Source organism: Pseudomonas inefficax, from assembly GCF_032164165.1.
Lineage (GTDB): Bacteria > Pseudomonadota > Gammaproteobacteria > Pseudomonadales > Pseudomonadaceae > Aquipseudomonas > Aquipseudomonas inefficax.
The window spans coordinates 4131710-4156771 of record NZ_CP134401.1; the positions used below are offsets into that span (position 1 = coordinate 4131710).

The window sequence follows — 25062 nt, forward strand, 5'->3', positions numbered from 1 at the left end:
TGTGCAGCCCATCGCCGGCAAGCCAGCTCCTACAGGGACCGCATGGCATTCAGGCCTGTGGTATTCCTGTGGGAGCTGGCTTGCCGGCGATGGGGCGCGCCAGCGGCCCCAATGTTCCGCTGATACCGAAATTATCGGCCGTACCGGCCAAGACCTGAGGCTCAGGCAGAAGGCAAATGCTGAATAAACGTCACAATCTGCTCGCCAAGCTCCCTGGCCAGCGGCAGTTCAGGGTTGAGGTAGCTTTCGCGCTGCTGGCTCATCGCCTTGGGGCTGATGCGCAGCATGTGGTTCATGCCATCGATCAGCACCAGTTGGGCGTCCGGCTTGGCCGCCTTCAGCCGTTCGGCGTCGACCACGCTCACTTGCACATCGTTGCGCCCCTGCACGATCAACGCGGGCATGGGCAGGCGGGCAAAGGCCGCCGCCGGGTTCTGCTGGAACAGCGAAATCAGGTAGGGCTGCACGCTGGGGCGGAACACCTGGCGCAGCGGCGCAGGCACCTCCAGGCTGGTCTGTCCGGCCTGCAGGCGGTCGAGCAGGGCACTGCCGCCGGCCAGTTGCGCCGGCGGCAGGCGCTGGGCCAGTTGCTCGCGCAGCACCTCGGCCAGCGGCCGACCGCTGCCGGCCAGGGTAATCACCGCGCTGGCGCCGGCCTGCTCGGCGGCCAGGCTGGCGATCAGCGCGCCTTCGCTGTGGCCGATCAGGATCAACGGGCCGAAGCGTGGGTCGGCCTTGAGCTTGTGGCTCCAGGCGACCACGTCGGCCACGTAGCGATCCACGCTGAGGTCACGCTCGTCGGGCGTGGCCGGCTGGCTGGCGGCCACCCCGCGCTTGTCGTAACGCACGCTGGCGATGTGCTCGCTGGCCAGCAGCAGGGCCAGGCGCTTGAGGTTGTCGACCCGGCCTGACGCCGGGTTGTTGCCGTCACGGTCGGTGGGGCCGGAGCCGGCGATGATCAGCACCACCGGCGGCGGGGTGGCCTGTTGCGGCAGCAGCAGGCTGCCGTGCAGCACGCCCTGGCCGGTGTCGAGGTCGATCGGGCGCTGCAGCACAGTGGGGGCGGCGGCCTGGGCCAGGCTGGTACACAGGAGGAAGAAGAGGGCGACGAGGCGCGACATCATGCGGTACTACTTGGGGAGATGAAGGTTTGACCCAGTGTGGGTGGGAAGGTTCTCGGACCGTGCATGCAGGTTCGGCCTCTTCGCGGGTAAACCCGCTCCCACAGGTACAGCACAATTTTTGCATCTTGTGATGACTCTGTGGGAGCGGGTTTACCCGCGAAGAGGCCAGCACAGGCGATCAATCCATCTGTATACTGCCGCTTTCGTTCACTTCAGGCAGATCTCGCGGAGCGTCCATGTCCGGCAATACCTACGGCAAGCTGTTCACTGTCACCACCGCTGGCGAGAGCCATGGCCCGGCGTTGGTCGCCATTGTCGATGGATGCCCACCGGGTCTGGAAATTTCCCTCGCCGACCTGCAGCACGACCTCGACCGGCGCAAGCCCGGCACCAGCCGGCACACCACCCAGCGCCAGGAAGCCGACGAGGTGGAAATCCTCTCCGGCGTGTTCGAAGGCCGCACCACTGGCTGCTCGATCGGCCTGCTGATTCGCAACACCGACCAGAAATCCAAGGACTACTCGGCGATCAAGGACCTGTTCCGCCCGGCCCACGCCGACTACACCTACCACCACAAGTACGGCATCCGCGACTACCGCGGCGGTGGCCGTAGCTCGGCCCGTGAAACCGCCATGCGCGTGGCCGCCGGTGCCATCGCCAAGAAGTACCTGGCCACCCAGGGCATCACCGTGCGCGGCTACATGAGCCAGCTGGGCCCGATCGAAATCCCGTTCAAGGCCTGGGAGGCGGTGGAGCAGAACGCTTTCTTCAGCCCTGACCCCAGCAAAGTGCCCGAGCTGGAGGCCTACATGGACCAGCTGCGTCGTGACCAGGACTCGGTGGGTGCCAAGATCACCGTGGTCGCCGAAGGCGTCATGCCGGGCCTGGGCGAGCCTATCTTCGACCGCCTGGACGCGGAACTTGCCCACGCGCTGATGAGCATCAACGCGGTCAAGGGCGTGGAAATCGGCGCCGGCTTCGCCAGCGTGGCCCAGCGCGGCACCGAGCACCGTGACGAAATGACGCCGGAAGGCTTCCTCAGCAACAATGCCGGCGGGATCCTCGGCGGTATTTCCTCGGGCCAGCCGATCGTTGCCCACCTGGCGCTGAAGCCGACCTCCAGCATCACCACCCCGGGCCGCTCCATCGATGTCGACGGCAACCCGGTGGACGTCATCACCAAAGGCCGCCACGACCCGTGCGTGGGCATCCGCGCCACGCCGATCGCCGAGGCGATGATGGCTATCGTGCTGATGGACCATCTGCTGCGCCACCGCGCGCAGAATGCCGATGTGAAGGTGAATACCCCGGTGCTGGGCCAGCTCTGATTCGCCAGTGCCGGCCTCTTCGCGGGTAAACCCGCTCCCACAGGAATATCACTGGGCCTGAGGGCAGTGAGGTACCTGTGGGAGAGGGTTCACCCGCGAAGAGGCCGGCACAGGTCCCCACAAGGCCACCCCCATGCAACCAATCCCCTACTGGCGCCTGTCCAGCTTCTACCTGTTCTACTTCGCCCTGCTCGGCTCAACCGCCCCGTTCCTGGCGCTGTACTTCGACCACCTGGGCTTTTCTGCGGCACGCATCGGCGAGCTGGTGGCCATTCCGATGTTGATGCGCTGCATCGCCCCCAACCTGTGGGGCTGGCTGGGCGACCGCACCGGCCAGCGCCTGCTGATCGTGCGCCTGGGCGCGCTATCTACCCTGGCCACCTTCGCCCTGATCTTCCTTGGCAAAAGCTACGCCTGGCTGGCGCTGGTCATGGCCCTGCACGCGTTCTTCTGGCATGCGGTGCTGCCGCAGTTCGAGGTCATCACCCTGGCCCACCTGCACGGGCAGACCGCGCGCTACAGCCAGGTGCGCCTGTGGGGCTCGATCGGCTTCATCCTCACCGTGGTCGGCCTGGGCCGGCTGTTCGAGTGGCTGAGCCTGGATATCTACCCGGTGGCGCTGGTCACGATCATGGCCGGCATCGTCGCCGCCAGCCTGTGGGTGCCCAATGCCCAGCCAGCGGAGCAGGGCGAGCGCAGCGGCGCGGGTGGTTTCCTGCAGCAGCTTCGGGCGCCCGGGGTGGTCGCGTTCTATGCCTGCGTGGCCCTGATGCAGCTCAGTCACGGGCCGTACTACACCTTCCTCACCCTGCACCTGGAACACTTGGGCTATACCCGGGGTGCCATCGGTTTGCTGTGGGCACTGGGGGTGGTGGCCGAAGTACTGGTGTTCATGGCCATGAGCCGCATCTTCGCGCGTTTTTCGGTACAGCGGGTGCTGCTGGCCAGCTTCGTGCTGGCGGCGCTGCGCTGGCTGTTGCTGGGCAACCTGGCCGATGAGCCGGCGGTGCTGGTTTTCGCCCAGGTGCTGCACGCGGCCACCTTCGGCTGCTTCCATGCCGCCAGCATCGCTTTCGTCCAGGCCAGCTTCGGCGCCCGTCAGCAGGGCCAGGGCCAGGCGCTTTATGCGGCGCTGTCGGGCACCGGTGGTGCGCTGGGGGCGTTGTATTCGGGCTACAGCTGGAACCTGCTGGGCCCCACCTTCACCTTTGGTATGGCCAGTGCCGCAGCCTTGGCTGCAGCCGTTATCATTGCCCTTTGTTCGCAACCGACCAGGACCCGTCCCTGATGAGCATTCTCTGCGTTTTCCACCCCTCCAGCCCGGACCTGCCGAACAAGGTGCTGACCCACCACGACGATATCGTCGTCACCCTGGCCGAGCAGGGCGTGCGCTTCGCCCATGCCGAGCATGGCCTGCGGGTGCGCCCGGGCACGGCTCAGGATGAGGTGCTGGAGGCTTGTCGCGAGCACCTGGACCAGTTGATGACCGCGCATGGCAGCAAGGCCTTCGTGGTGCTCAACCGTGATGGTGAGGCCCCGGCGCAGGTGGATGTGCGCGATGAGCATGTGCATGACGCCGACGAGGTGTTTGCCGTGGTCAGCGGGCGGGCACAGGTTGGCCTGCGTTTGGGGGATTGGGTGTATTCGGTGCTGTGCGAGAAGGGTGACCAGCTGGTGATGCCGGCGGGGACCCGGCGCTGGGTCGAGCTGGGCGATACACCGTTTTGCCTGGCGTTACGGTTGTATGGCAGTGAGCAGGGTATGCAGCCGAGGTTTACCGGCGATGTGACTGCGCGGGCGTTCCTGGGCATTGATGAATTGTGATGGCTTTGCCGGCCTGTTCGCGGGCTTGCCCGCTCCCACAGGGATAACGCCGAGCCTGATGGCGGCGCGATGCCTGTGGGAGCGGGCGAGCCCGCGAAGAGGCCAGATCAACCAACTCAAAACTCAGCGATAAGTCGGCAAGGCAAACCGCTGCTGGCTCTGCAGCATCGAAATCACCGGCAACTCGCTGGCCTGCTCGGCCAGATCCCGGCGAATCGCGCTGATCGCCCACGAAAGCTGCTCGGCGCTGTGCAGTTGCGCATAGGTCAGCACCCGGCGGGTGACCTTGCCGTCAGCAGCGCGCAGGGTCAGCATTACACCGCCGTCAGGGCGGGCCTGGGTATCCACCTGATAGGCCGAAAATACCGAAACGAACTTTTCCTGGATGAGGTCCATATCAACTCCTGGCTGTTGCGTGGCAGACATGAGTTGATGTTTGCAGTGACCGTGCCAGGATGTTTTTTCTGAAAAATCTCTTTGAATTCAGTAGGTTGCGTTTATCTGCTGAAAGCGTTGTCGTGCAACCTGCACGGTCGTGCATTTTGCACAGTGCATATTGCACGACTCGCCGCCAGCTATCGGCCCGATAGAATCTGAACCTTTGACCCGGCAGCCTTGCCTGACAAAAACTTGGGCAACGATTTCTGCCAGGAGGTTCCAAATGTCCAGCCAACCCACGCCCGCCACCATGACCGACGACGAAACAGCCGCCTTTGCCGAGCAGGTGTTCGAGCGTGCCCGCCAGGGCGATGCCGAGATGCTCGGGCGCCTGCTGGCCAGCGGCCTGCCGCCCAACTTGCGCAATCACAAGGGGGACACCCTGCTGATGCTGGCCAGCTACCACGGCCACCACGATGCAGTGCGGGTGCTGCTGGCGCATGGCGCCGACCCGCTGATTGCCAACGATAACGGCCAGCTGCCCATCGCCGGCGCTGCGTTCAAGGGCGACCTGGCCATGATCCGCCTGTTGCTGGAGCACGGCGTACCGGTGGACGCTGCCGCGCAGGATGGCCGCACCGCGCTGATGCTGGCCGCCATGTTCAACCGCAGCGAAATCCTCGACTACCTGCTGGCCCAGGGTGCCGACCCGGCCCGTCAGGATGCCCGTGGTTCCACCGCGCTGATGGCAGCGCAAACCATGGGCGCCGTGGACGCTGCAGCGCGCCTGCAAGTGCTGGCCGGCTAACCGCAAGGGGGCATTTGCGGCTATCCTTGGCGACTTTTCACCCGTCGCAGGCCCCCTTTCATGAAAACTCAGTTGCTCGAATTCATCCGCCTCATTGCCGCTGGCTGCATGCGTGAGGAAGACATCGAGCGCATCGCCGACGAGGCCGCCCAGGCCTACGCCGACCCCGCCGCGTTCCTGTCCGCCAACCCCGACATCAACTACGACGACAGCTTCCCCATCCCCCTGGGCGAATGGGTGGTGCTGGGCAGCCTGCCGGACACCGTGGTGTTCCAGGCCGACAGCTACCAGGAGCTGTTTCAGCAGATCAGCGATTCGTTCGACCAGAGCGTGCCGTTCACCCTCAAGCCCAAGCAACTGGCCCGCACCGAGCCGCTGACCGCACTCAACCGCATCCAGGTGCAGATGGGGGCGCTGAACAAAGAGGCGGGTGGTTACGTGCTGCTCAACTTCAGCCAGTTGCTGGATGACGAGCTGCAGATGGTGATGGTGGGGCAGAACGACCTGGCGCGGGTGCTGGAGCTGGGGGCAGAGGTGGGGATCAAGGTCGAGCCGGCCCTGGAAGCCCTGAAGGTCGCCGTGCACATCTGATTTCATCTTCTGCTTCTTCGCGGGTAAACCCGCTCCCACAGGGATATCACTCCCCTCAGGCCTAGTGATATCCCTGTGGGAGCGGGTTTACCCGCGAAGTGGCCGGCAGGCAGCTTCAAGCTTCAGCCCAGCGCAGTATCCAGGAACATCATCACCGCAAACCCACCCATCAACCCCAGGGTCGCGGCTGTCTGATGCCCATTGCGGTGGGTTTCGGGAATCACCTCGTGGCTCACCACAAAGATCATCGCCCCCGCCGCCAGCCCCATGCTCACCGGGTAGGCCAGGGCAAAGCCGGTCGAAATCCCCAGGCCGATCACCGCACCCAGCGGCTCCATCAGCCCCGACCCGATCGCCACCAGCGCGGCCTTCAGGTTCGACAACCCGGTGGCGCGCAAGGCCAGCGCCACGGCCAGCCCCTCGGGGATGTCCTGGATGGCGATGGCGCTGGTCAGCGGCAGGCCGATGTTCATGTCACCATTGGCAAAGCTCACGCCAATGGCCATGCCCTCAGGCAGGTTGTGCAGGGTAATCGCCAGCACGAACAACCACACCCGGCTGATGCGCTCGGCTTCTGGGCCACAAGGGCCGGTGCTCTCGTGTTCATGCGGGGTGAAGCGATCCAGGCCCAGCATCAGCAGCACGCCCAGGCCCATGCCCAGCACCACGGTAAAGGCCGCAGCCGGGCCGTTGCCGGTGATCTCGCGGGCGGCGTCCAGGCCTGGCAGAATCAGCGAAAACGAACTGGCCGCCAGCATCATGCCGGCGGCAAAACCCAGCATCACATCCTGGGTGCGTGCCCTGACATCGCGCAGCACCACCGCCAGCACCGCGCCCAGCGCCGTGGCGCCAAAGCCGGACAGCCCGCCCAGTGCGGCCAGGTGAAGATTATCGGCGTGGTCGCCGTTCACCGCGTTCCACAGGCTCGCCCCCAGCAGTACCAGTACCACCAGCATGCTCAGGGCCAGGCCTGCACCGATCCAGGGGTTTTCGTGCATCTGTTGGCGCCAGGCGCTGACGGGCGAGGGCAGGGCGACGCTGTGGGTATGGGCGGGGGGCATGGCAACCTCGAAATCGATGGATACAGCAGTTTAAGCAGTGACCCACGCAAACGGCCAAGGATTCCCTTCTATTGACGTGATAGCTGACTATGCTGTGCAGCAAAAGCCTTTCACGGGAGATTTGGCATGGGGTCGACGTTCAACAGCCTGGTCGGGCTGATCATTCTGGCGCTGGATATCTGGGCCATCCTCAATGTGATCAAGAGTGGCAGTGAAGTGGGCATCAAGGTGTTGTGGATCCTGCTGATCGCCTTGCTGCCGGTGGTGGGCCTGGTTATCTGGGCGATCGCCGGGCCGCGGGGGAATGTGCGGATCTGAATGCCTGTGCTGGGCTCTTCGCGGGTAAACCCGCTCCCACAGGGATATCACTGGGCCTGAGGGGAGTGGAGTACTTGTGGGAGCGGGTTCACCCGCGAAGAGGCCATCAGGGACAAAAACGGCAACACCCCCGTGACAAAATTTTCACATTGGTTTAAACAGAATCCGCACCCGCACAATGCTGCGTTGGTATACACCTGCGCCATCTCCGCAAACCCGCAATCCTAGGACCTTCCCATTCATGGCTAACCCGGACGCCTTGAAGCAACGGGGCGCGCGAGCGTCGTTCTCGCCCACCCTGAAATCCCACCTGGCCTACACCCTGCTCAGCGGCCTGGTGATCATGCTGATGCTCAGCCTCGTGCGCCTGGCGCTGCTGGTCTACAACAGCGACATGATCGGCGATACCCCCAGCGCGACCGTCGCCGAAGGCTTCCTCAACGGCTTGCGCTTCGACCTGCGCGTGGTGGTGTACATCAGCATTCCGCTGCTGCTGGCCATCCTCAGCCCCTGGGCCATGGCCCGCCGTGGCCTGTTCCGTTTCTGGCTGACCATCACCTCGAGCGTGGTGATGTTCCTCGGCCTGATGGAGTTGGACTTCTATCGCGAGTTCCACCAGCGCCTCAACGGTCTGGTGTTCCAGTACATCAAGGAAGACCCGAAGACCGTGCTGAGCATGCTCTGGTACGGCTTCCCGGTGGTGCGCTACCTGCTGGCCTGGCTGTTCGGCACCTGGCTGCTGAGCCTGCTGTTCAAGGGCATCGACCGCATCACCCGGGGCAACGGCGCCGGCGAGGTCACCCTGCAGCGCCGCGCGGCGCCGTGGTACAACCGCCTGGCAGTGTTCATGGTGATCCTGCTGGTGGCCGTGGTCGCCGCCCGTGGCACCCTGCGCCAGGGCCCGCCAATGCGCTGGGGTGATGCCTTCACCACCGATTCCAACTTCGTCAACCAGCTGGGCCTGAACGGCACCCTGACCCTGATCGATGCTGCCAAGAGCCGCTTCGGCGAAGACCGCGCCAATATCTGGAAGCCGGTGCTGGAGCAGGACGTGGCCACGCAGAGCGTGCGCGAGCAGCTGCTGACTGCCAACGACACCTTGGTCGATGCCGACGAGGCTGCCATCCGCCGCGACTTCGTGCCGCCGGCCGAGCGCACCCTGCCGATCAAGAACGTGGTGGTGATCCTGATGGAAAGCTTCGCCGGCCACTCGGTGGGCGCGCTGGGCAGCCCCAACAACATCACCCCGTACTTCGACAAGCTGGCCAAAGAGGGCCTGCTGTTCGACCGCTTCTTCTCCAACGGCACCCATACCCACCAGGGCATGTTCGCCACCATGGCCTGCTTCCCCAACCTGCCAGGCTTCGAATACCTGATGCAGACCCCGGAAGGCGGCCACAAGCTGTCCGGGCTGCCAGCCCTGCTCAGCGCCCGCGATTACGACGATGTGTACGTCTACAACGGCGACTTCGCCTGGGACAACCAGTCCGGTTTCTTCGGCAACCAGGGCATGACCACCTTCATTGGCCGGAACGACTTCGTCAACCCGGTGTTCTCCGACCCGACCTGGGGCGTTTCCGACCAGGACATGTTCGACCGCGGCAACGAAGAGCTGGCAAAGCACGATGGCAAGAAGCCGATCTACGCGCTGCTGCAGACGTTGTCCAACCATACCCCCTACGCGCTGCCCAAGGACCTGCCGGTAGAGCCGGTAACCGGCCAGGGCCGCCTGGACGAGCACCTGACCGCCATGCGCTATTCGGACTGGGCGCTGGGGCAGTTCTTCGAGAAGGCGCGCAAGGAGCCGTACTTCAAGGAAACCCTGTTCGTCATCGTTGGCGACCATGGCTTTGGCAACCACCAGCAGGTCACCGAGCTGGACCTGGGCCGCTTCAACGTGCCGCTGCTGCTGATTGCCCCGGGCATCCAGGAGAAGTTCGGTGCGGTCAACCATACCGTGGGCACCCAGGTCGACATCGTGCCGACCATCATGGGCCGCCTGGGTGGCCAGGCTCGTCACCAGTGCTGGGGCCGCGACCTGCTCAACCTGCCTGAGGGCGACCAGGGTGTGGGCATGATCAAGCCATCGGGCAGCGAGCAGATCGTCGGCCTGGTGCAGGGCGACCGCATCCTGATCGAGTCCAAGGACATGACCCCGCGCATGTACCGCTACCAGCTGGGCAGCGAGTTCAAGGCCGAGCTGATCGAAAGCCCGGACCAGCCGGAAATGCTGAAGAAGCTGGAAGCGTATATCCAGACCGCGACCAAGAGCCTGCTGGATAACACCGCCGGTGTGGTGCACGGCACACCGAAGTAAGGCTGCAACAGAGGCCGCTTTGCGGCCCATTCGCGGGCATGCCCGCTCCCACAGGGATATCACAGGGTCCGAGGGCAGTGATATCCCTGTGGGAGCGGGTTTACCCGCGAAGAGGCCGGCACAGACTGAACATTCTCACCGCCCCAAGGTCATTTATTCAGGCATCACACACCCGATGTTCGTTGACTGAGAGGGGTCGTTCGATGAAAGAGTGGGAAGTCATCTTTGCCGATCAGAAAGGCGTGCTCACCACCCTGACGCTGCGCGGCGACCAGTGCCCCAGCGAGGAGGATGCTGCGCGGGCCATCCGTTCGCACCTGTTCCCGGTGATGGACGAGCTGGACCTCAACGACTTCCAGGACCGCACTGTTTCACCCACCGCACGCTGGCTCAAGGAACAGAGTGGCGTGACCATCACCAGCATCCAGGAAACGCCCTGAACCACACGTTTGCGTGGTGCCCTGGCAGGCACTACGCTGCATGAAGGTGCCGGCCTTTTCTGCGGGCTGGCACCGCATCCCTTCGCGTCTTGCATCAGCTCGAACTGCCCGGCCGCTGCCGGCAGGTGCGTAGTGCACGGAAAGTCTATCCATCGCATTATTCAGGAGGACGTTTCATGAGCAGCCAGAACGACGATATCAGCAGCAACGTCCTGCGCCAGATGAAGGCAGGCGGTTTCGACTTCACCCAGATCCACCCCATCGAGTTCTACGCCATATTCCCCGACGAAGCAGGGGCCCGCCGCGCGGCCGGGCAGTTTCGCGGTGAATCGCTGAATGCCCAGGTTAAGGAGTTGGGCGACGGTGCCTGGCATCTGGAACTGAGCAAGGTCATGTATGCCACCCATGGCGGGATTGGCGACTTCGAAGAGGCCTTCGAGCAGCTGGTGACACCTTATGGCGGTGAGGTGGAAGGGTGGGGGGTCAAGCAGGAGCGGCCCATAGCCTGAGATTTTGGGAATTTGGGGCCGCTTTGCGGCCCATCGCGACACAAGGCCCCTCCTACAGGCGTGCGCGTACCCTTGTAGGAGCGGCCTAGTGTCGCGAAAGGGGCGCAAAGCGCCCCAGTTTCTCAAGGCCTGCGCCCAGCCATATGCCTCAAATAGGCCAGCAACTCATCCAGCTCCGGCTCACTCAAGACACTTTCCGCAAACCCCGGCATCTTCGCCTGCGGCCACTGCCGCAGGCTCTGCGGGTCACGAATCAGCTGGCGTAGATATTCAGGCCGAAAATACTCGGTCGGGTTATGCGGCACGTTCAGGTCCGGCCCCACCTGCGCATCCCCCGCGCCGTTCAGCCGGTGACACGCCAGGCAGTTCTGCTGGAACAAGGCAAAGCCCCGGCGCACCGGGCTGTCAGCCGGCAGCTTCGGGTCGGGCAGCAGTGCCGGCAAACGCGCCTCGACAGAGGCCAGCTTGCGAATCGTGGAAATCTGGAACGGCCACTGCTCCGGGCGGATGCCGCTGGCCTGCGGTGCAGTCCACACCAGGTAGAACGGCCCCGCACTCGGCTTGCCCTGGCCCAGCGGTGGCCATGGCCGGCCCGGCTCCTCCACCGCCAGCCAGGCCTGTGCCGGCCCGTGCTGCAATAGTGGCGCCGCTGGCATTTCGGCGGCAAAACCGTCCAGCGCCACCGCCTGCAGGTGGTCGTTGGCGCTCACACCGTCCAGCAGCACGGCCAGCGGCACCGCCCGGTAACGCATGGGCTGCTTGTAGGAAACGTCCTGGTCGATGCTGATGTCCCGGGCTTGCGGGTGGTCGAGCAGTTCGGCACTGCTCCACTGGCGCGTCGTGGCACCCAGTTCAAGGTGCAGTTGCGCCGCCGACAGCGGCAGGCTCAGGAGCAACACTAACAGTGCAAGGCAATGGCGCATGGGTAATCTCCGACCATCAAGGCCAGCAGGTTACCTGTGCGTTGCCTGTTGACGCCACAGCGGCAGTCAGCCGAACAAACGTGTGAGGTTCGGCAGGATCAGCAGCAAAGTCGTGGCGAAGAGAATCAGCCCAGCTTGGCGAATTTTCGATTGTCTGAACATGGCGGACCGCCTTCTTGTTGTTATTCCTGAATACCCGTTGGCTTCCCTGTCGCGCTTCGGGTCGATCGCAGTAGCGTTGGTGACGCCTTGACTGCTGCCTCTTGAAAGTGGATATACAACCAACAGTAGGGTGTACGTCATCCATGTTTGAGAACCCTTTGTTCTAACCCTGCTGATAATTGATTTCTTCTGGCTATGAGGCCAATTGCCATTCGGCTGGCATGCTCTCGCTAGACGGTGGCGCAAGTGCCAGCAAGTCACCGACGAAATGTGACCGTTCGTCAGTGCGGCCTACTTGCTTGTACGTGCCTTTCGCGTCAGTCTCTACAGCAGATTCCCACCTATGTCGTTCAGGACTATCCCTATGTCGTTACGCATCTGCATCCTTGAAACCGATGTCCTGCGACCGGAGTTGACCGCGCAGTACCAGGGCTACGGCAGGATGTTCGAGCAGCTCTTCTCGCGTCAGCCGATCGCCGCTGAATTTCGTGTGTACAACGTGATGAACGGCGATTACCCCGCCGACAGCGAAGTGTTCGATGCCTATCTGGTGACGGGCAGCAAAGCCGACTCGTTTGGTACCGACCCGTGGATCCAGACCCTGAAGGCCTACCTGCTGAAACTGTACGAGCGTGGCGAGAAGCTGCTGGGTGTGTGTTTCGGCCACCAGTTGCTGGCGTTGACTCTGGGTGGCAAGGCCGAGCGTGCCGAACAGGGCTGGGGCGTGGGTATCCATCGCTATTCGCTGGCGGCCCATGCGCCGTGGATGGACCCGGAGGTGTCGGAGCTGACCTTGCTGATCAGCCATCAGGACCAGGTGACCGAGTTGCCTGAAGGCGCCACGGTGATCGCCTCCAGCGACTTCTGCCCGAACGCTGCCTACCACATTCGTGACCAGGTGCTGTGCTTCCAGGGGCACCCCGAGTTCGTGCACGACTACTCCCGTGCGCTGCTCGATGCACGCCAGGAGTATCTGGGTGATGAGGTGTACCACAAAGCCGTGGCCAGCCTGGCCACCGAGCACCAGGGCGACCTGGTGGGGGAGTGGATGCTGCGGTTTATCCAGCAGCCGGTGCGCAAAGATTCTGCAGCGTGATGGCTGGGGGCTGCTTTGCAGCCCATCTACAGGGATCGCGAATAACCTGACTGACGCGATCCCCTGTAGGAGCGGCCTTGTGTCGCGATGGGCCGCAAAGCGGCCCCGACAATCTCAAAGCCAGCCCGATTTCTTGAAGCTGGCATACAACGCCGTACAGCCCAGCCCGATCACCCCCAGCACCCCGAAATACCCGTAGTGCCACCCCAGCTCCGGCATGTTCTGGAAGTTCATCCCGTACACCCCGGCAATTGCCGTGGGGAACGCCAGGATCGCCGCCCAGGCCGCGAACTTGCGCTGCACGATGCTCTGCCGTGACGACTCCAGCAGCATGCCGATCTCGATGGTCTGGCTGGCGATGTCGCGGATGCCGGCCAGGTCTTCCATTTGCCGCGTCACGTGGATCTGCACATCACGGAAGTACGGGCGCATGTTCTTGTCGATGAACGGGAAGCTCAGGCGCTGCAGCTCCTCGCTCACTTCCACCATCGGTGCCACGTAGCGGCGCAGGCGCAGGATATCGCGGCGCAAGCTGTGCAAGCGGCGGATATCGTCCTCTTGCAGCGAACCGCCAAGCACGCTCTGCTCGAGCTCTTCGATCTCGCCATGAATGGCCTCGCTGACCGGCTGGTAGTTCTCGGTGACGAAGTCGAGCAAGGCATACAGCACGAAATCTTCGCCATGCTCCAGCAGCAACGGCCGCGCCTCGCAGCGTTGGCGCACCAGGGCATAGGATTTGGAGTGGCCGTTGCGGCAGGTGATGATGTAGCCGTTGCCGGCGAAGATGTGGGTTTCGATGAACTCCAGTTTGCCTTCGTGGCGCACCGGCGAGTAGGTGACGATGAACAGGGCGTCACCGAAGGTTTCCAGCTTGGGGCGGCTGTGTTTTTCCAGGGCGTCTTCGATGGCCAGTTCGTGCAGGTTGAACTGGCACTGCAGGTTGGCCAGTTCCTCTGCGTTGGGCTCTTCCAGACCGATCCACACAAAGTGCCCTGGCTTGCGGGCCCATTCGCTGCCTTCATCGATGCTGATGTTGGTGACCTTTCTGCCGGCGCTGTACACCGCCGATGCCACGACTCGACCCATGGTTGTTCGCTTATTCCGGTTGGACACGGGTTACAGCTTGGGCTGTAGTGGGCTCAAGAGCAACCTAGCGCTTGGCCAGTTCCCCTTCCATGCGGTCGATGCATTGCTGCATCTGCCCCCGGCACTGTTCGATCAGCGCCGGCAGGTCCTGCAGGGTCATGCCCGTCGTTGCGATCGGTGGCAGCGAGCGCACGATCACCGTGCGCTGGCGCCAGCTGTTCAGGTTCAGGCGCCCGGCATAGCGGCTGACGCATACCGGCACGATCGGCACGCCGGCCTCGATGGCCATGTGAAATGCACCTTTCTTGAAGGCCAGCAGGTGCTCGCCGGGATTGCGTGTGCCTTCGGGGAAAATCCAGATCGAGGTGTCGTCCTGCAGTACCCGGGTGGTCTTCTGCATGGCCTTGCGTGCCTGGTAGGCGTTCTTGCGGTCGACCAGCACGTTGCCACCCAGCCAGAACAGTTGGCCGAACAGCGGGATCCAGCCCAGGCTTTTCTTGCCGATGGCGACAGTGCGCTGGGGCACCACCTGGCCCAACACGAACAGATCGTAGTTGGACTGGTGGTTGGCGACGATCACGCAGCCTGGCGGGTGATCCCATAGCGGGCCGACTTCCGCCTTGACCCTGATTCGCATCAGCCAGGTGGCCGGCAGGCTGTAGAGGCGGGCGAACACGCGGCTGTTGTCGGGGTTGAAGGGGCGGCACAGGCCAATGACCAGGCCCAGGGCGCCAACCACAAGGAAATGCAGCGCCAGCAGGAACATGCGCAATGAATAAAGCATGGTACGACTCACACCAGACAGTCGCCGGGGAGTGTACGGATGTGCACTGGTCGGGGCAAACCCTGAGGTGCGAACCTGTGATGGCCCTTTCGCGGGTGAACCCGCTCCCACAGGATCGCCACACCTTCAAGGTTGGGAGTTCCCTGTGGGAGCGGGTTCACCCGCGAAGAGGCCGGCCCGGCTAGCCCATATGCTGCTGATCCAGCTCGATCGCCTTGTCCAGTGCCTCCAGCAGCCCTTTGCGCACCTTCAGCTTGGTGTTCTTGTGCGCCAGCATGTTCAGCTTCTTCAGCTCCCGCGCCGCAGCCAGTGCCGCATCCTGCAACTGCTCGGCCGCCACCACCTTGTCGAGGAAGCCGGCGTCTACCGCGCCCTGCGGGTCAAACACCTCGGCATTGATCACCGAGCGGTGGAAGGCCGAGCGGCGCAGGCGGTCGCGGGCCAGTTCGATGCCGGCATGGTGCATGGTCATGCCGATCTGCACTTCGTTCAGGCATACCTTGTACGGCCCTTCGACGCCAATGCGATAGTCGCCCGACAGCAGCAGGAAGGCGCCCTTGGCCACGGCGTTGCCCGGGCAGGCGACCACCACCGGGAACGGGTGCGACAGCAGGCGGCGGGCGAGGGTGGAGCCGGCGGTGACCAGGCTGATCGCCTCTTTGGGGCCGCTGGTCATCACCTTGAGGTCGTAGCCGCCAGACAGAATGCCGGGCTGCCCGGTGATGATCACCACCGCGCGTTCTTCGGTGGCGCGGTCGAGCGCGGTGTTGAAGGCGGCGATGACGTCTGGCGAGATGGCGTTGACCTTGCCGTTGTTCAGGGTCAGGGTGACGATGCCGTCTTCGGCGTGGTAGGTAATCAGCTCGCTCATGGCAGAGTCCTTTTGTTGGCGTGGCGACGACGTTACCCAGCGCCAGGGGCGAGGTAAAGCAGTAAGGCTGACTGGTCGGTCAGCGTTCGCCGGGCCCTAAATGCAAATGCATGAAAAAATTGAAAAAAATGCTTGCCAAAGGGAAGGTCTTTCACTAAATTAGCGCACCTCGACAGGCTGCAAGGCTTGAAGAGAAACGGTGAAGTGTCCGAGTGGTCGAAGGAGCACGCCTGGAAAGTGTGTATACGAGAAATCGTATCAAGGGTTCAAATCCCTTCTTCACCGCCACATTCTACGAAGAGCCCCCGAGCTGAGAAGCCGGGGGCTTTTTGTTTTTGGGGCCTTTGGGGGCCGCTTTGCGGCCCTTTCGCGACACAAGGCCGCTCCTACAAGCGTGCGCGGTCCCCTGTAGGAGCGGCCTTGTGTCGCGAAAGGGCTGCAAAGCAGCCCCAAAAAATCTAGAAGCTGACCGAAGCCGAAAGCCGAGCCGTTCGCGGCGCCCCCTGGAACAGGTAGTTATCCCCCAGGTAATCCCCCACATCGCGCCAATAGCGCTTGTCGAACACGTTATCCACAGTCAGCCGCAGCACCGTGTCATATCCCCCAATGCGCGTGCGGTAGCGGCTACCCACATCGAATACCGTGTACCCACCAACTTCCACATTCCCTGCCTGGCTCGCATATTTGCTGGCGCTGTAACGCGCCCCGCCCAGCAGTGCCAACCCCGGTACCGGCAGGGTGTATTCCGCCTGCAGCGCTGCCCGGAACCTGGGCACGTTGATCGCCTGGTGGCCTTCATAGGCATCAGTCCCGCTGTTCTGCACTCGCGCCCGAATGGCCGCGGCGTTGGCTTGCAGCTGCAGGTTCGATGTCACCCAGCCACTGGCGCCCAGCTCCAGACCAGTGTTCTTCTGCTGGCCTTGCTGCACGTAGGTGAAGTGGCCGGCGCCGTCCGGGCGCGCGTACTGGTATGCCTGGCGGATCTGGAACAGTGCGGCGCTGAAGCTCAGGCCTTGCCAGTCGTGCTTGAGGCCCAGTTCCAGCTGGTGCGAGGTAGTCGGTGCGAGTATTTCGAATTTGTTCTCGGCGAACCAGGGTGCGGTACCGCCGGCCGACAGGCCTTTGGAATAACTGGCATATACCGTGGTATCCGGCTGTGGCTTGTAGATGAGCGCGGCGTTGGGCAGCAACTCGTACTGCCGGGTATGGCGACCGGCAACGCCGTCCTCATTCCAGGTTTTCTCGTCCAGGCGTACTTCTCGGGCACCCACTACGGTCTGCCACTGGTCGTTGAAGCTGATGCGGTCGCTCACGAACAACCCGTATTGGCGGCTGTCCAGGCGACGTTCGCTAGACCTGATGGGCTTGTCGGATGGGTCAAAGGCCGGTGCACCAGTGTAGATGTTGCCTGTACCTACCCATTCCATATAGCTGGGGCGCTGATCCAGCGTGCGCCGCTGCGCACTGGTGCCCACGGTCAGCTCATGTCCTACGCCCAGCGCATCGAAATGCCCGTTGAGCATGGCCTGCGCCTCGTCGGTACGGCGGGTGTCGTCGGGGCTGCGGAAGTCGTAGATGTCGTAGTCGCCGTTGCTGGCGAAGAACGCGCCTTCGCTCGAGCCCCAGGCAAACGAGCTGTAGTCATCGATCACCACCTTGCTGCGCGAGGCACTCAAGGCCGCTGTCCAGGCTTCGTTGAAACGATACTCGAAGCGCCCGCCCAGGTTCAGCGAATCGTTCTGCACCGGCTTGGCCCAGTGCTGGTAGGCCAGGCGGTCGTCCGGGTCGATGCCATGGGGTACTTCGCTGCCACCGAGCAGCTGGTAACCCGGCACCGAGCGCTGTTCGCGGTGCTGGTATTCGGCATCCAGCTGCAAGGTGGCATCCGGGTTGATCTGCCAGTCGAAGGCCAGCGAGGCGAAGTCGCGCTTGCCGTCGGCGTGGTCGACGTAGGAGCGGATGTCTTCGTGGGCCAGGTTGGCCCGCAGGCCGAACTGCCGCTCGCTGCCGAACCAGCCGCCCAGGTCGGTGGCCAGGTAGCGTTCGCCTTGTTCGTTGGCCGACACCGTGACGCTGCGCACGTCTTCGGCGCGCTTGGTCACGTAGTTGACCAGGCCGCCCGGCTCCGAGACACCGCTCTGCAGCCCGGACAGGCCCTTGAGCAGCTCAACCTGCTGCTTGTTCTCCAGGGCCACGTTCTGCTCGCCGGCGATGGTCTGGCCATTGATGCGGTAGCTGCTGGCGGCATTCAGCTCGAAGCCGCGCACATTGAAGTTTTCGTAGTAGCCGATGGGGGCGTAGCTTTCGCCCACCGAGGCATCGCTTTGCAGCACTTCGCTGAGCTGGCGCACCTGGCGGTCTTCCAGCAGTTGCTGGCTGAACACGCTGATCGAGGCCGGGGTGTCGAGCAAGGGCGCGGGCTGGAAGCCGCCCACGGCTGCCTGGCGTGCCTGGTAACCGTCGTTGGCGTAGGTGTCGGACACCTGCAGCGGGGCCAATAGCACGCTGTCTTCGGCAAGCACATGGGGGCAATGCAGGGCCAGGCCCAGGCTGAGCAGGCTCAGGGGCAGGCGGGGGTGACGCGGGGGCATGCGGTGGGGCTCCTGGATGCGCACTCCTGTGCCGGCCTCTTCGCGGGTAAACCCGCTCCCACAGGAAAATCACTATCCTCAGGTGCAGTGATATCCCTGTGAGAGCGGGTTTACCCGCGAAGAGGCCGGCACAGGCCATGAAAAAGGCGGCATCTTACAGCCGCCTTCAACATAAAACGATCCGGACCGTCCGATATCCAGTCAGCCTTTACTGGCCGGCCGCCTGTGCTGCCGCCAGTTGTCATCGATCTTCGACCAGGTCTTGCCATCGGTAATGGCCATGAGCTTGCGCCCGTCCTTGAAAGTAGCCAGGAAGGTAGCTTCTTCTTCCTTGCCACCCAGCCACAACCCGGCCAGCAACCCCACCGGCCCGGCCACCAGTGCACCGGCCACGCCCCAGCCCAGGGCACTGCCCAGGCTGCGGTTGGATTCCAGGCTGGCCAGCCGCAGGTCGCTGATGCGCGCCAGGGAAATCCGCTCGCCGGGGGAGGGGCTGCGCGGGGTCTTGAGTGTGAGCGATCCGTTGCGATATTCGCCTTCACCTTGCAAGAAATCGCCGGATTGCACCGTGAGTCTTGTCATGACGTCGTCCTGTCAGGGAAAGGGCATTGGCCAGCGACTACTGAGCGCTGCCGGGGCAGGCAAGTCAACGGCCATGCGACAGAGGGTCGTGCGGTGCATTGTCACTCTCAGGCTGGCGCTCCTACAGGGGTTATGCGTCAGCTTTGCGGGCGGAAGCAAGCCACGCCAGCAACGCCAGCCCGCCAATCACCAACCCGGCCACCACGATCCCTATCCAGCCCTGGCGCTGGAACAATTGCGTGCCCAGCAGCGACCCCAAGGCCCCGCCAATGAAGTAGCAGGTGATATACCCGGCATTCAGCCGCGTGCGCGCCTCGGGCCGCAGGGCAATCACTGCATTCTGGTTGCTCACATGCACCAGTTGCACTGCCAGGTCGAGCATCAGCACGCCCAGCAGCAAGGCCGGCAACGACTGCTCGGCAAAGCCCAGCGGCACCCACGACAGCAGCAATACCACCAGCCCCACGGTGGTGCCCAGCGAGCCCTTGCCACGGTCGGCCAGGCGCCCGGCCCAGTTGGCCGACAGCGCACCCGCTGCACCGGCCAGGCCGAACAGGCCTATCACTGCATCCGAATAGTGGTACGGGCCTTTCGCCAGCAGGAACGCCAGTGGCGTCCAGAACAGGGCGAACAGGCTGAATGCCAGCAGGCCGAGCAGCGAGCGCAGGCGCAGCACCGGTTCTTCGAGGAACAGGCGGAACACCGAGCCGATCAGCGCCGGGTATTTCAGCCCGGCATGGCTGTGGTGTTGCGGCAGGCTGCGGTACAGCGCCACGGCGGTGATGGCCATCAGCACTGCGGCCAGTACGTAGATGCTGCGCCAGCCACCGAGTTCGGCCATGAACCCGGCGGCGGTGCGTGCCAGCAGGATGCCCAGCAGCAAACCGCTCATCAACGTGCCGACCGCGCGCCCGCGCTGGTGTGGCTCGCTGAGGGTCGCGGCCATGGGCACGAGGATCTGCGCCACCACCGAGAACAGCCCGGTCAGCGCAGTGCCAAGGATCAGCCACGGCAGGCTCGGTGCGCAGGCGCTGATGATCAGGCCCAGGGTGGAAATGGCGGTCATCACGGTGATCAGCCGGCGCTGCTCGAACAGATCGCCCAGCGGCGCCAGCAGCAACAGGCCGGCGCCGTAGCTCAGTTGTGCGGCAATGACGATGCTGCCGGCACTGGCAGTGCTCAGGCCGAACTGCTGGGCGATGCTGTGCAGCAGCGGTTGCGCATAGTAGTTGCTGGCGACGGCCAGGCCGGTGGCGGTGGCCATCAGCAGGATCAGGGCGCGGCTGAGTGTGGGGGTGTGCATGTGCTTCTCGTGGCAGGTGGATAAGTGGATAGCCTGTGCCGGCCTCTTCGCGGGTAAACCCGCTCTCACAGGGTCACCACAGTACTCGAAAGCCGTGGTATTCCTGTGGGAGCGGGTTTACCCGCGAAGAGGGCGGAACGGGCAACCCGTCAATCAGGCGGCAAACCCGCCATCGACCGTCAGGCTGGCCCCGGTAATGTACCCCGCCTCAGGCCCCGCCAGGTAAGCCACGAAGCTGGCAATTTCATCCGCCTCGCCATACCGCCCGATCGCCATCAGCGGGATCAGGCTGTCCGCGAATTCGCCGCTGGCCGGGTTCATGTCGGTGTCCACCGGCCCTGGCTGCACGTTGTTCACGGTAATGCCGTTCGGCCCAAGGTCACGGGCCATGCCGCGGGTCAGGCCGACCAGCGCCGATTTGCTCATGGCATAGGGGGCGCCACCGGCAAACGGCATGCGCTCGGCATTGGTGCTGCCAATGTTGATGATGCGCCCGCCTTGGCCCATGTAGCGTGCCGCGGCCTGGCTGGCGACGAATACGCTGCGCACGTTCACCGCCAGCATGTGGTCGAAGTCGGCCAGGTCGAACTCGGTCAGCGGCGCTACCGCCAGCACGCCGGCGTTGTTGACCAGGATATCCAGCCGGCCGAAGGCCTTCACGGTGTCATCCACGGCCAGTTGCACGGCCGCCGCGTCGGCACTGTCGGCCCGCAGGGCCAGGGCTTTGCCGCCGTTTTCGGTAATTTCCTGCGCCAGTGCCTGCGCCGGGCCGGCGGAACTGACATAGGTGAAAGCCACCTGCGCGCCTTCGCGGGCCAGGCGTCGCACGATGGCTGCGCCGATGCCGCGGGAACCGCCTTGTACCAGGGCCACCTTGCCTTCGAGTGTGTGTTGCTTGGACATGTTGATCTCCTGCTGTAGCCAGGCTGGAATGCCTTGGATGGACGCAGTATCGGCGCTTGATTACCTGCTGATAAGATGGCAATCACTATCAGCAGAGTGAACCTTTGGTTGCCAATCATGGCCGTGGAATCGTTCAACGCGTTGGAATGCTTCATTCGCAGTGCCGAAGTCGGCAGCTTTGCCGAGGCCGCCAGGCGCCTCAGCATTACCCCGGCTGCCGTGGGCAAGCATGTTGCTCAACTGGAAGCGCGCCTGGGGGTGCGGTTGTTCCAGCGTAGTACCCGCAAGCTGACCTTGACGGAGGCCGGGCAGCGGTTTCTGGGCGAGGTCAGTGACAGCTTCCGCACCATCCAGTACGCCGTGGCCAACCTGGCCAGCAGCGAAGGCCAGCCGGCCGGGTTGTTGCGGGTGAGCATGGGCACGGTCTTCGGGCGCTTGTATGTGTTGCCGTTGCTGTCTGAGTTTCTGCGTCGCTACCCGGCCATTACCCCGGACTGGCATTTCGACAACCGCCAGGTCGACCTGATCGGCCAGGGCTTCGATGCGGCGATTGGCGGAGGCTTCGATCTGCCTCCGGGGGTGGTGGCACGCAAGCTGACCCCGGCGCACCGGGTGCTGGTGGCAGCGCCGGCGTACCTGGGCCGGCACGCACCGATTGACGACCCGCAGGTATTGCAACGGCATGACGGTATCCTGATCCGCTCGCCGCAGACCGGGCGGGTGCGTTCATGGCCGCTGACCAGTCGTTGGCAGGTGCAGCAGCCGTTGCAGTTGCGCCAGGCGATGACCATGAGCGATTCGGATGCGGCTTGCGCGGTGGCCGAGCAGGGCCTGGGGATTGCCCTGGTGAGCCTGCCGTTTGCCGTGCCGTACCTGGACGGCGGGCGGCTGCGGCGGGTGCTGCCGGACTGGTACGTGGATGATGGGCATATCAGCCTGTATTTCGCCGAGCACAAGCTGCTACCGGGCAAGACCCGGGCATTTATCGATTTTGTCGTGGAGCAGTTCGAGAAGCAGGGGCTGGCGGGGCGGTTCGATGCCTTGCAATCGGTGTAGGAGCAGCCTTGTGCTGCGAATGGGCCGGTAAGGCAAAAAGATTTTCTGTGTTGCTCAGGGACCCTTCGCAGCACAAGGCTGCTCCTACAGGGGCAACACCGGCTTCAGGAGCGAAGAGGCCTGCTCAGACAACATCGACAATGATCAAAGTCTGCGCCCCCAGGCTCACCTCATCATCAACTTTCTTGCCCAGCAACTGCTGCCCCAGCGGCGAGCGCGGGGTAATCACCGTCACCAGCCCATCCCCCGCGCCAATCTTCAACCCCGCCGCCTCGGGCCCGAGGAACAGTCGGCGCTGCCCGCCATGTTCATCCTCCAGCGTCACCAGGTTGCTCACCTGCACCCCGCGTGCCGGGTCATGATCGCGCAGCAGCAGTTGCTGGTAGGTCACCAGCGCCTTGCGGATCTCGGCGCTGCGGCGGGCCTGGCCGGTGGCCAGGTACGAGGCTTCCAGGCCCAGGGTGTCGTACTTGTTCTCGGCGATGTTCTCCTCGGCAGTGGCGGCTTCGTACGCGGTTTGCGCCGCGCGGGTCAGCACATTCAGGTCATGTTCGAGGGCGGCGACGATCTGCGCCAGCAGGCTGGGCTTGTCCATGGTCAGTAACAGAACTCCAGCACGTTGGCCTGGCTTTTGTCGGTGGGCGCGGTGCGGTTCTGCTGCAGCCAGAACTGGCACTTGGGGCTGTTGAGGTTGCGCGGGTTGCCCTGGGCGGCCTCGGCGGCCTGTTGCAGCTCCTGCTTGTGCAGGATGTCCTTGTAGCGTTCGAACATTTGCGCCTGGGCATCCGCCGCAGGGGCTGGCGCTGGCGGCGTGGCAGGCCGGTATGCGGCGGGGGCCATCGCCTGGGCCAGCGGCTGTACCTGCTGTGGCCACAGTTGCAGGGCCAGCCACAGGCTGGCGGCGATCGCCACGGCGCCCAGCCACAGGCCAAAGGCAACGCACACGATCAACGGCAACGGCTTGAGGGTGATCTTCAGTTCACGGTGGCGCGGCATGGCAGCCTCCTGGCAGGGTGTTCGGGGTGCATTGTCGCATGCGCCTGGGCATTTTTCCGCGCAGGTGCTTTTGTCAGCGACAATTTATGCGCAGAATGCGCGGTTTTTCCGCTGGGCGAGGGCAGGGCACATGAAAGCCACCTGGGACATCTTCTGCAGTGTCGTCGACAACTACGGCGATATAGGCGTGACCTGGCGCCTGGCCCGGCAGCTGGTGGCCGAGCACGGCCTGGCAGTGCGGCTGTGGGTGGATGACCTCAATGCGTTCACGCCCATGTGCCCCGGGGCCGATGCCAACGCCCCGCAGCAGTGGCAGCACGGTGTGGATGTGCGCCAGTGGCCGGTGGCCTGGCTGCCGGTGGCGCCGGCTGATGTGGTAATCGGTGCCTTCGCCTGCCAGTTGCCAGCAGCTTATGTAGAGGCAATGCGTGCTCGCGCCACGCCGCCGCTGTGGCTGAACCTCGAATACCTCAGTGCCGAGGACTGGGTGGAGGGTTGCCATGGCTTGCCTTCGCCGCAGCCCAATGGCTTGCGCAAGGTATTCTTCTTTCCCGGCTTTACCGAAAAAACCGGTGGCCTGCTGCGCGAGGGCTCGCTGCTGGCGCGGCGTGATGCGTTCCAGCAAGGCGCACGGCAGGCCTTCTTGCAGGGGCTTGGTGTTAACCCTGGAGCGGGGACGTTGCTGATTTCCCTGTTCGCCTATGAAAACCCGCAACTGGGCAACTGGCTTGATGCCCTGGCCTCAGGCGAGCAACCTTGTCACCTGCTGGTACCGCAAGGGCGCGTTGTCGCGGGGCTCAGCCAGTGGCTTGGCGAGGTGGAGCTGCAAGTGGGCAGCTTGTGCAAGCGAGGGGCGCTGACCGTGCAGGTGCTACCTTTCGTCAGCCAGGACGACTACGACCGGTTGCTGTGGAGCTGTGATTTCAATGCCGTGCGCGGCGAAGACTCGTTCGTGCGTGCACAGTGGGCCGGGCAGCCGATGCTGTGGCACATTTACGTGCAGGACGAGAATGCCCATTGGGAAAAGCTCGAAGCGTTTCTCGCGCATTATCGACACGGGTTGTCAGGCGATGCCGATGCCGCCCTGCTGGGCTTGTGGCGAGCCTGGAACATGGACCGTGACATGGGCCAGGCCTGGCAGGCGGCCCGCCAGCACTGGCCGGAGCTGCAGCAGCATGCGCGGCTTTGGGCGGCGCGACAGGCCACTCAGCCGGACCTTGCCACAGCGCTAGTACACTTTTACCGAAATTCGCTATGATACGCGGCCTCGATTTTTATAAATCCATCCAGATTCGGATACTTCGTAATGAAAACTGGTAAAGAACTGAAACCCGGTACCGTCCTGCGGATCGACAACGACCCGTGGCTGGTTCAAAAAGCTGAGTTCACCAAGTCGGGCCGTAACAGCGCGATCATGAAGACCAAGCTGAAGAACCTGCTGACCGGCTACAAGACCGAAACCGTCTACGGTGCAGACGACAAGCTGGACGACGTGATCCTGGATCGCAAAGAAGCGACCCTGTCGTTCATCAACGGTGACGAATACACCTTCATGGACACCACCGACTACACCATGTACGAACTGAACGCCGAGGACATCGAAGCCGTTCTGCCGTACATCGAAGAAGGCATGGAAGACGTCTGCGAAGCCGTGTTCTTTGAAGGCCGCCTGGTATCGGTTGAACTGCCGACCACCATCAGCCGTCAGGTTGTCTATACCGAGAACGCCGCACGCGGCGACACCTCGGGCAAGGTCATGAAGCCTGCCAAGCTGAAGAACGGTACCGAGATCTCGGTTGCCGACTTCATCCAGATCGACGAGTGGATCGATATCGACACTCGCGACAACAGCTTCAAAGGCCGTTCCAAGAAGTAATCCTTCTTGTGAAACGCAAAAACCCGGCCTTGGCCGGGTTTTTTCATGCCTGCGTTTTTGCGGTTCTCGATGCTGGCTCTTGCTTTTGTGGGAGCGGCCTTGTGTCGCGAAAGGGCCGCAAAGCGGCCCCGGCGA

General features: G+C 63.6%; 26 protein-coding genes and 1 tRNA gene. 14 read left to right on the forward strand and 13 right to left on the reverse strand.

Annotated features, from left to right (window positions below):
• Positions 1 to 161: 161 nt before the first annotated feature.
• Positions 162 to 1124: an alpha/beta hydrolase gene (locus tag RIN61_RS18660; protein WP_112251826.1), complete on the reverse strand. Its 963-nt coding sequence runs from the start codon at positions 1122 to 1124 to the stop codon at positions 162 to 164.
• A gap of 236 nt (positions 1125 to 1360) precedes the next feature.
• Here RIN61_RS18660 and aroC point away from each other — a divergent pair, with 236 nt between their 5' ends.
• The 3 genes from aroC to RIN61_RS18675 all read left to right on the forward strand — a co-directional run bounded on the left by aroC (position 1361) and on the right by RIN61_RS18675 (position 4276).
• Positions 1361 to 2452, forward strand: coding sequence for a chorismate synthase (aroC, locus tag RIN61_RS18665; protein ID WP_112251827.1), 1092 nt, complete (start codon positions 1361 to 1363; stop codon positions 2450 to 2452).
• A gap of 133 nt (positions 2453 to 2585) precedes the next feature.
• On the forward strand, positions 2586 to 3740 hold the full coding sequence (locus tag RIN61_RS18670; protein ID WP_112251828.1) for an MFS transporter: 1155 nt from the start codon (positions 2586 to 2588) through the stop codon (positions 3738 to 3740).
• A complete protein-coding gene (locus RIN61_RS18675) occupies positions 3740 to 4276 on the forward strand; it encodes an oxidase (protein WP_112251829.1) in 537 nt (178 codons plus the stop codon). Before RIN61_RS18670 ends, RIN61_RS18675 begins: the two co-directional genes overlap by 1 nt.
• A 123-nt stretch (positions 4277 to 4399) precedes the next feature.
• Here the strand turns inward: RIN61_RS18675 and RIN61_RS18680 are convergent, their stop codons facing one another.
• The gene (locus RIN61_RS18680) at positions 4400 to 4672 is read right to left on the reverse strand and encodes a DUF3509 domain-containing protein (protein ID WP_112251830.1); all 273 of its coding nucleotides are present in this window, start codon (positions 4670 to 4672) and stop codon (positions 4400 to 4402) included.
• Between the two features lie 265 nt (positions 4673 to 4937).
• Here RIN61_RS18680 and RIN61_RS18685 point away from each other — a divergent pair, with 265 nt between their 5' ends.
• The gene (locus tag RIN61_RS18685) at positions 4938 to 5462 is read left to right on the forward strand and encodes an ankyrin repeat domain-containing protein (RefSeq protein ID WP_112251874.1); all 525 of its coding nucleotides are present in this window, start codon (positions 4938 to 4940) and stop codon (positions 5460 to 5462) included.
• Positions 5463 to 5522: 60 nt separating this feature from the next.
• Positions 5523 to 6053 (forward strand): hypothetical protein, encoded by a 531-nt coding sequence (locus tag RIN61_RS18690; protein WP_112251831.1) that lies wholly within the window; start codon positions 5523 to 5525, stop codon positions 6051 to 6053.
• Between the two features lie 122 nt (positions 6054 to 6175).
• Here RIN61_RS18690 and RIN61_RS18695 read toward each other — a convergent pair whose 3' ends face one another.
• Positions 6176 to 7114, reverse strand: coding sequence for a ZIP family metal transporter (locus tag RIN61_RS18695; protein WP_112251832.1), 939 nt, complete (start codon positions 7112 to 7114; stop codon positions 6176 to 6178).
• 126 nt (positions 7115 to 7240) lie between these two features.
• Here RIN61_RS18695 and RIN61_RS18700 point away from each other — a divergent pair, with 126 nt between their 5' ends.
• The 4 genes from RIN61_RS18700 to RIN61_RS18715 all read left to right on the forward strand — a co-directional run bounded on the left by RIN61_RS18700 (position 7241) and on the right by RIN61_RS18715 (position 10698).
• Positions 7241 to 7432, forward strand: coding sequence for a PLDc N-terminal domain-containing protein (locus RIN61_RS18700; RefSeq protein ID WP_012271091.1), 192 nt, complete (start codon positions 7241 to 7243; stop codon positions 7430 to 7432).
• A gap of 241 nt (positions 7433 to 7673) precedes the next feature.
• Positions 7674 to 9749, forward strand: coding sequence for an LTA synthase family protein (locus RIN61_RS18705; RefSeq protein WP_112251833.1), 2076 nt, complete (start codon positions 7674 to 7676; stop codon positions 9747 to 9749).
• A 203-nt stretch (positions 9750 to 9952) separates the two neighbouring features.
• Positions 9953 to 10189, forward strand: coding sequence for a hypothetical protein (locus tag RIN61_RS18710; protein ID WP_112251834.1), 237 nt, complete (start codon positions 9953 to 9955; stop codon positions 10187 to 10189).
• 176 nt (positions 10190 to 10365) lie between these two features.
• Complete coding sequence (locus tag RIN61_RS18715) at positions 10366 to 10698, forward strand: ribonuclease E inhibitor RraB (protein ID WP_003260395.1); 333 nt, start codon at positions 10366 to 10368, stop codon at positions 10696 to 10698.
• 122 nt (positions 10699 to 10820) lie between these two features.
• Here RIN61_RS18715 and RIN61_RS18720 read toward each other — a convergent pair whose 3' ends face one another.
• Positions 10821 to 11621, reverse strand: coding sequence for a c-type cytochrome (locus RIN61_RS18720; protein ID WP_112251835.1), 801 nt, complete (start codon positions 11619 to 11621; stop codon positions 10821 to 10823).
• A gap of 526 nt (positions 11622 to 12147) precedes the next feature.
• Between RIN61_RS18720 and RIN61_RS18725 the strand changes: the two genes are divergently transcribed.
• Positions 12148 to 12879: an amidotransferase gene (locus RIN61_RS18725; RefSeq protein ID WP_112251836.1), complete on the forward strand. Its 732-nt coding sequence runs from the start codon at positions 12148 to 12150 to the stop codon at positions 12877 to 12879.
• Positions 12880 to 12993: 114 nt separating this feature from the next.
• Here RIN61_RS18725 and RIN61_RS18730 read toward each other — a convergent pair whose 3' ends face one another.
• From RIN61_RS18730 to RIN61_RS18740, 3 genes are all read right to left on the reverse strand, one after another.
• Positions 12994 to 13965 carry a magnesium and cobalt transport protein CorA gene (locus RIN61_RS18730; RefSeq protein WP_015269363.1) on the reverse strand — a complete coding sequence of 324 codons (972 nt, stop codon included), beginning with the start codon at positions 13963 to 13965 and terminating at the stop codon, positions 12994 to 12996.
• A 64-nt stretch (positions 13966 to 14029) separates the two neighbouring features.
• Positions 14030 to 14749, reverse strand: coding sequence for a lysophospholipid acyltransferase family protein (locus tag RIN61_RS18735; protein ID WP_207878767.1), 720 nt, complete (start codon positions 14747 to 14749; stop codon positions 14030 to 14032).
• A 181-nt stretch (positions 14750 to 14930) separates the two neighbouring features.
• Complete coding sequence (locus RIN61_RS18740) at positions 14931 to 15620, reverse strand: crotonase/enoyl-CoA hydratase family protein (protein ID WP_207878765.1); 690 nt, start codon at positions 15618 to 15620, stop codon at positions 14931 to 14933.
• 198 nt (positions 15621 to 15818) lie between these two features.
• Here RIN61_RS18740 and RIN61_RS18745 point away from each other — a divergent pair.
• A tRNA-Ser gene (locus tag RIN61_RS18745) sits at positions 15819 to 15908 on the forward strand.
• Between the two features lie 170 nt (positions 15909 to 16078).
• Here the strand turns inward: RIN61_RS18745 and RIN61_RS18750 are convergent.
• The 4 genes from RIN61_RS18750 to RIN61_RS18765 all read right to left on the reverse strand — a co-directional run bounded on the left by RIN61_RS18750 (position 16079) and on the right by RIN61_RS18765 (position 20999).
• Entirely contained in the window at positions 16079 to 18211 is a 2133-nt protein-coding gene (locus tag RIN61_RS18750; protein ID WP_313853361.1) for a TonB-dependent siderophore receptor, read from the reverse strand.
• A gap of 201 nt (positions 18212 to 18412) precedes the next feature.
• The gene (locus RIN61_RS18755) at positions 18413 to 18793 is read right to left on the reverse strand and encodes a hypothetical protein (RefSeq protein WP_112251840.1); all 381 of its coding nucleotides are present in this window, start codon (positions 18791 to 18793) and stop codon (positions 18413 to 18415) included.
• Between the two features lie 130 nt (positions 18794 to 18923).
• Positions 18924 to 20096, reverse strand: coding sequence for an MFS transporter (locus tag RIN61_RS18760; RefSeq protein ID WP_112251841.1), 1173 nt, complete (start codon positions 20094 to 20096; stop codon positions 18924 to 18926).
• A gap of 153 nt (positions 20097 to 20249) precedes the next feature.
• Positions 20250 to 20999, reverse strand: a complete 750-nt coding sequence (locus RIN61_RS18765) for a 3-oxoacyl-ACP reductase family protein (protein ID WP_112251842.1) — start codon at positions 20997 to 20999, stop codon at positions 20250 to 20252.
• Positions 21000 to 21116: 117 nt separating this feature from the next.
• Between RIN61_RS18765 and RIN61_RS18770 the strand changes: the two genes are divergently transcribed.
• The gene (locus tag RIN61_RS18770) at positions 21117 to 22055 is read left to right on the forward strand and encodes a LysR family transcriptional regulator (protein ID WP_112251875.1); all 939 of its coding nucleotides are present in this window, start codon (positions 21117 to 21119) and stop codon (positions 22053 to 22055) included.
• 124 nt (positions 22056 to 22179) lie between these two features.
• On the opposite strand, the gene RIN61_RS18775 is transcribed toward RIN61_RS18770, so the two are convergent.
• Complete coding sequence (locus tag RIN61_RS18775) at positions 22180 to 22650, reverse strand: GreA/GreB family elongation factor (RefSeq protein WP_313853366.1); 471 nt, start codon at positions 22648 to 22650, stop codon at positions 22180 to 22182.
• A gap of 2 nt (positions 22651 to 22652) precedes the next feature.
• Entirely contained in the window at positions 22653 to 23051 is a 399-nt protein-coding gene (locus RIN61_RS18780) for a hypothetical protein (RefSeq protein ID WP_112251844.1), read from the reverse strand.
• 130 nt (positions 23052 to 23181) lie between these two features.
• Between RIN61_RS18780 and earP the strand changes: the two genes are divergently transcribed.
• Both earP and efp read left to right on the forward strand, forming a co-directional pair.
• Positions 23182 to 24309 (forward strand): elongation factor P maturation arginine rhamnosyltransferase EarP, encoded by a 1128-nt coding sequence (gene earP, locus RIN61_RS18785; RefSeq protein WP_112251845.1) that lies wholly within the window; start codon positions 23182 to 23184, stop codon positions 24307 to 24309.
• A 48-nt stretch (positions 24310 to 24357) separates the two neighbouring features.
• The gene (gene efp / locus RIN61_RS18790; RefSeq protein ID WP_013971530.1) at positions 24358 to 24927 is read left to right on the forward strand and encodes an elongation factor P; all 570 of its coding nucleotides are present in this window, start codon (positions 24358 to 24360) and stop codon (positions 24925 to 24927) included.
• Positions 24928 to 25062: the final 135 nt, after the last annotated feature.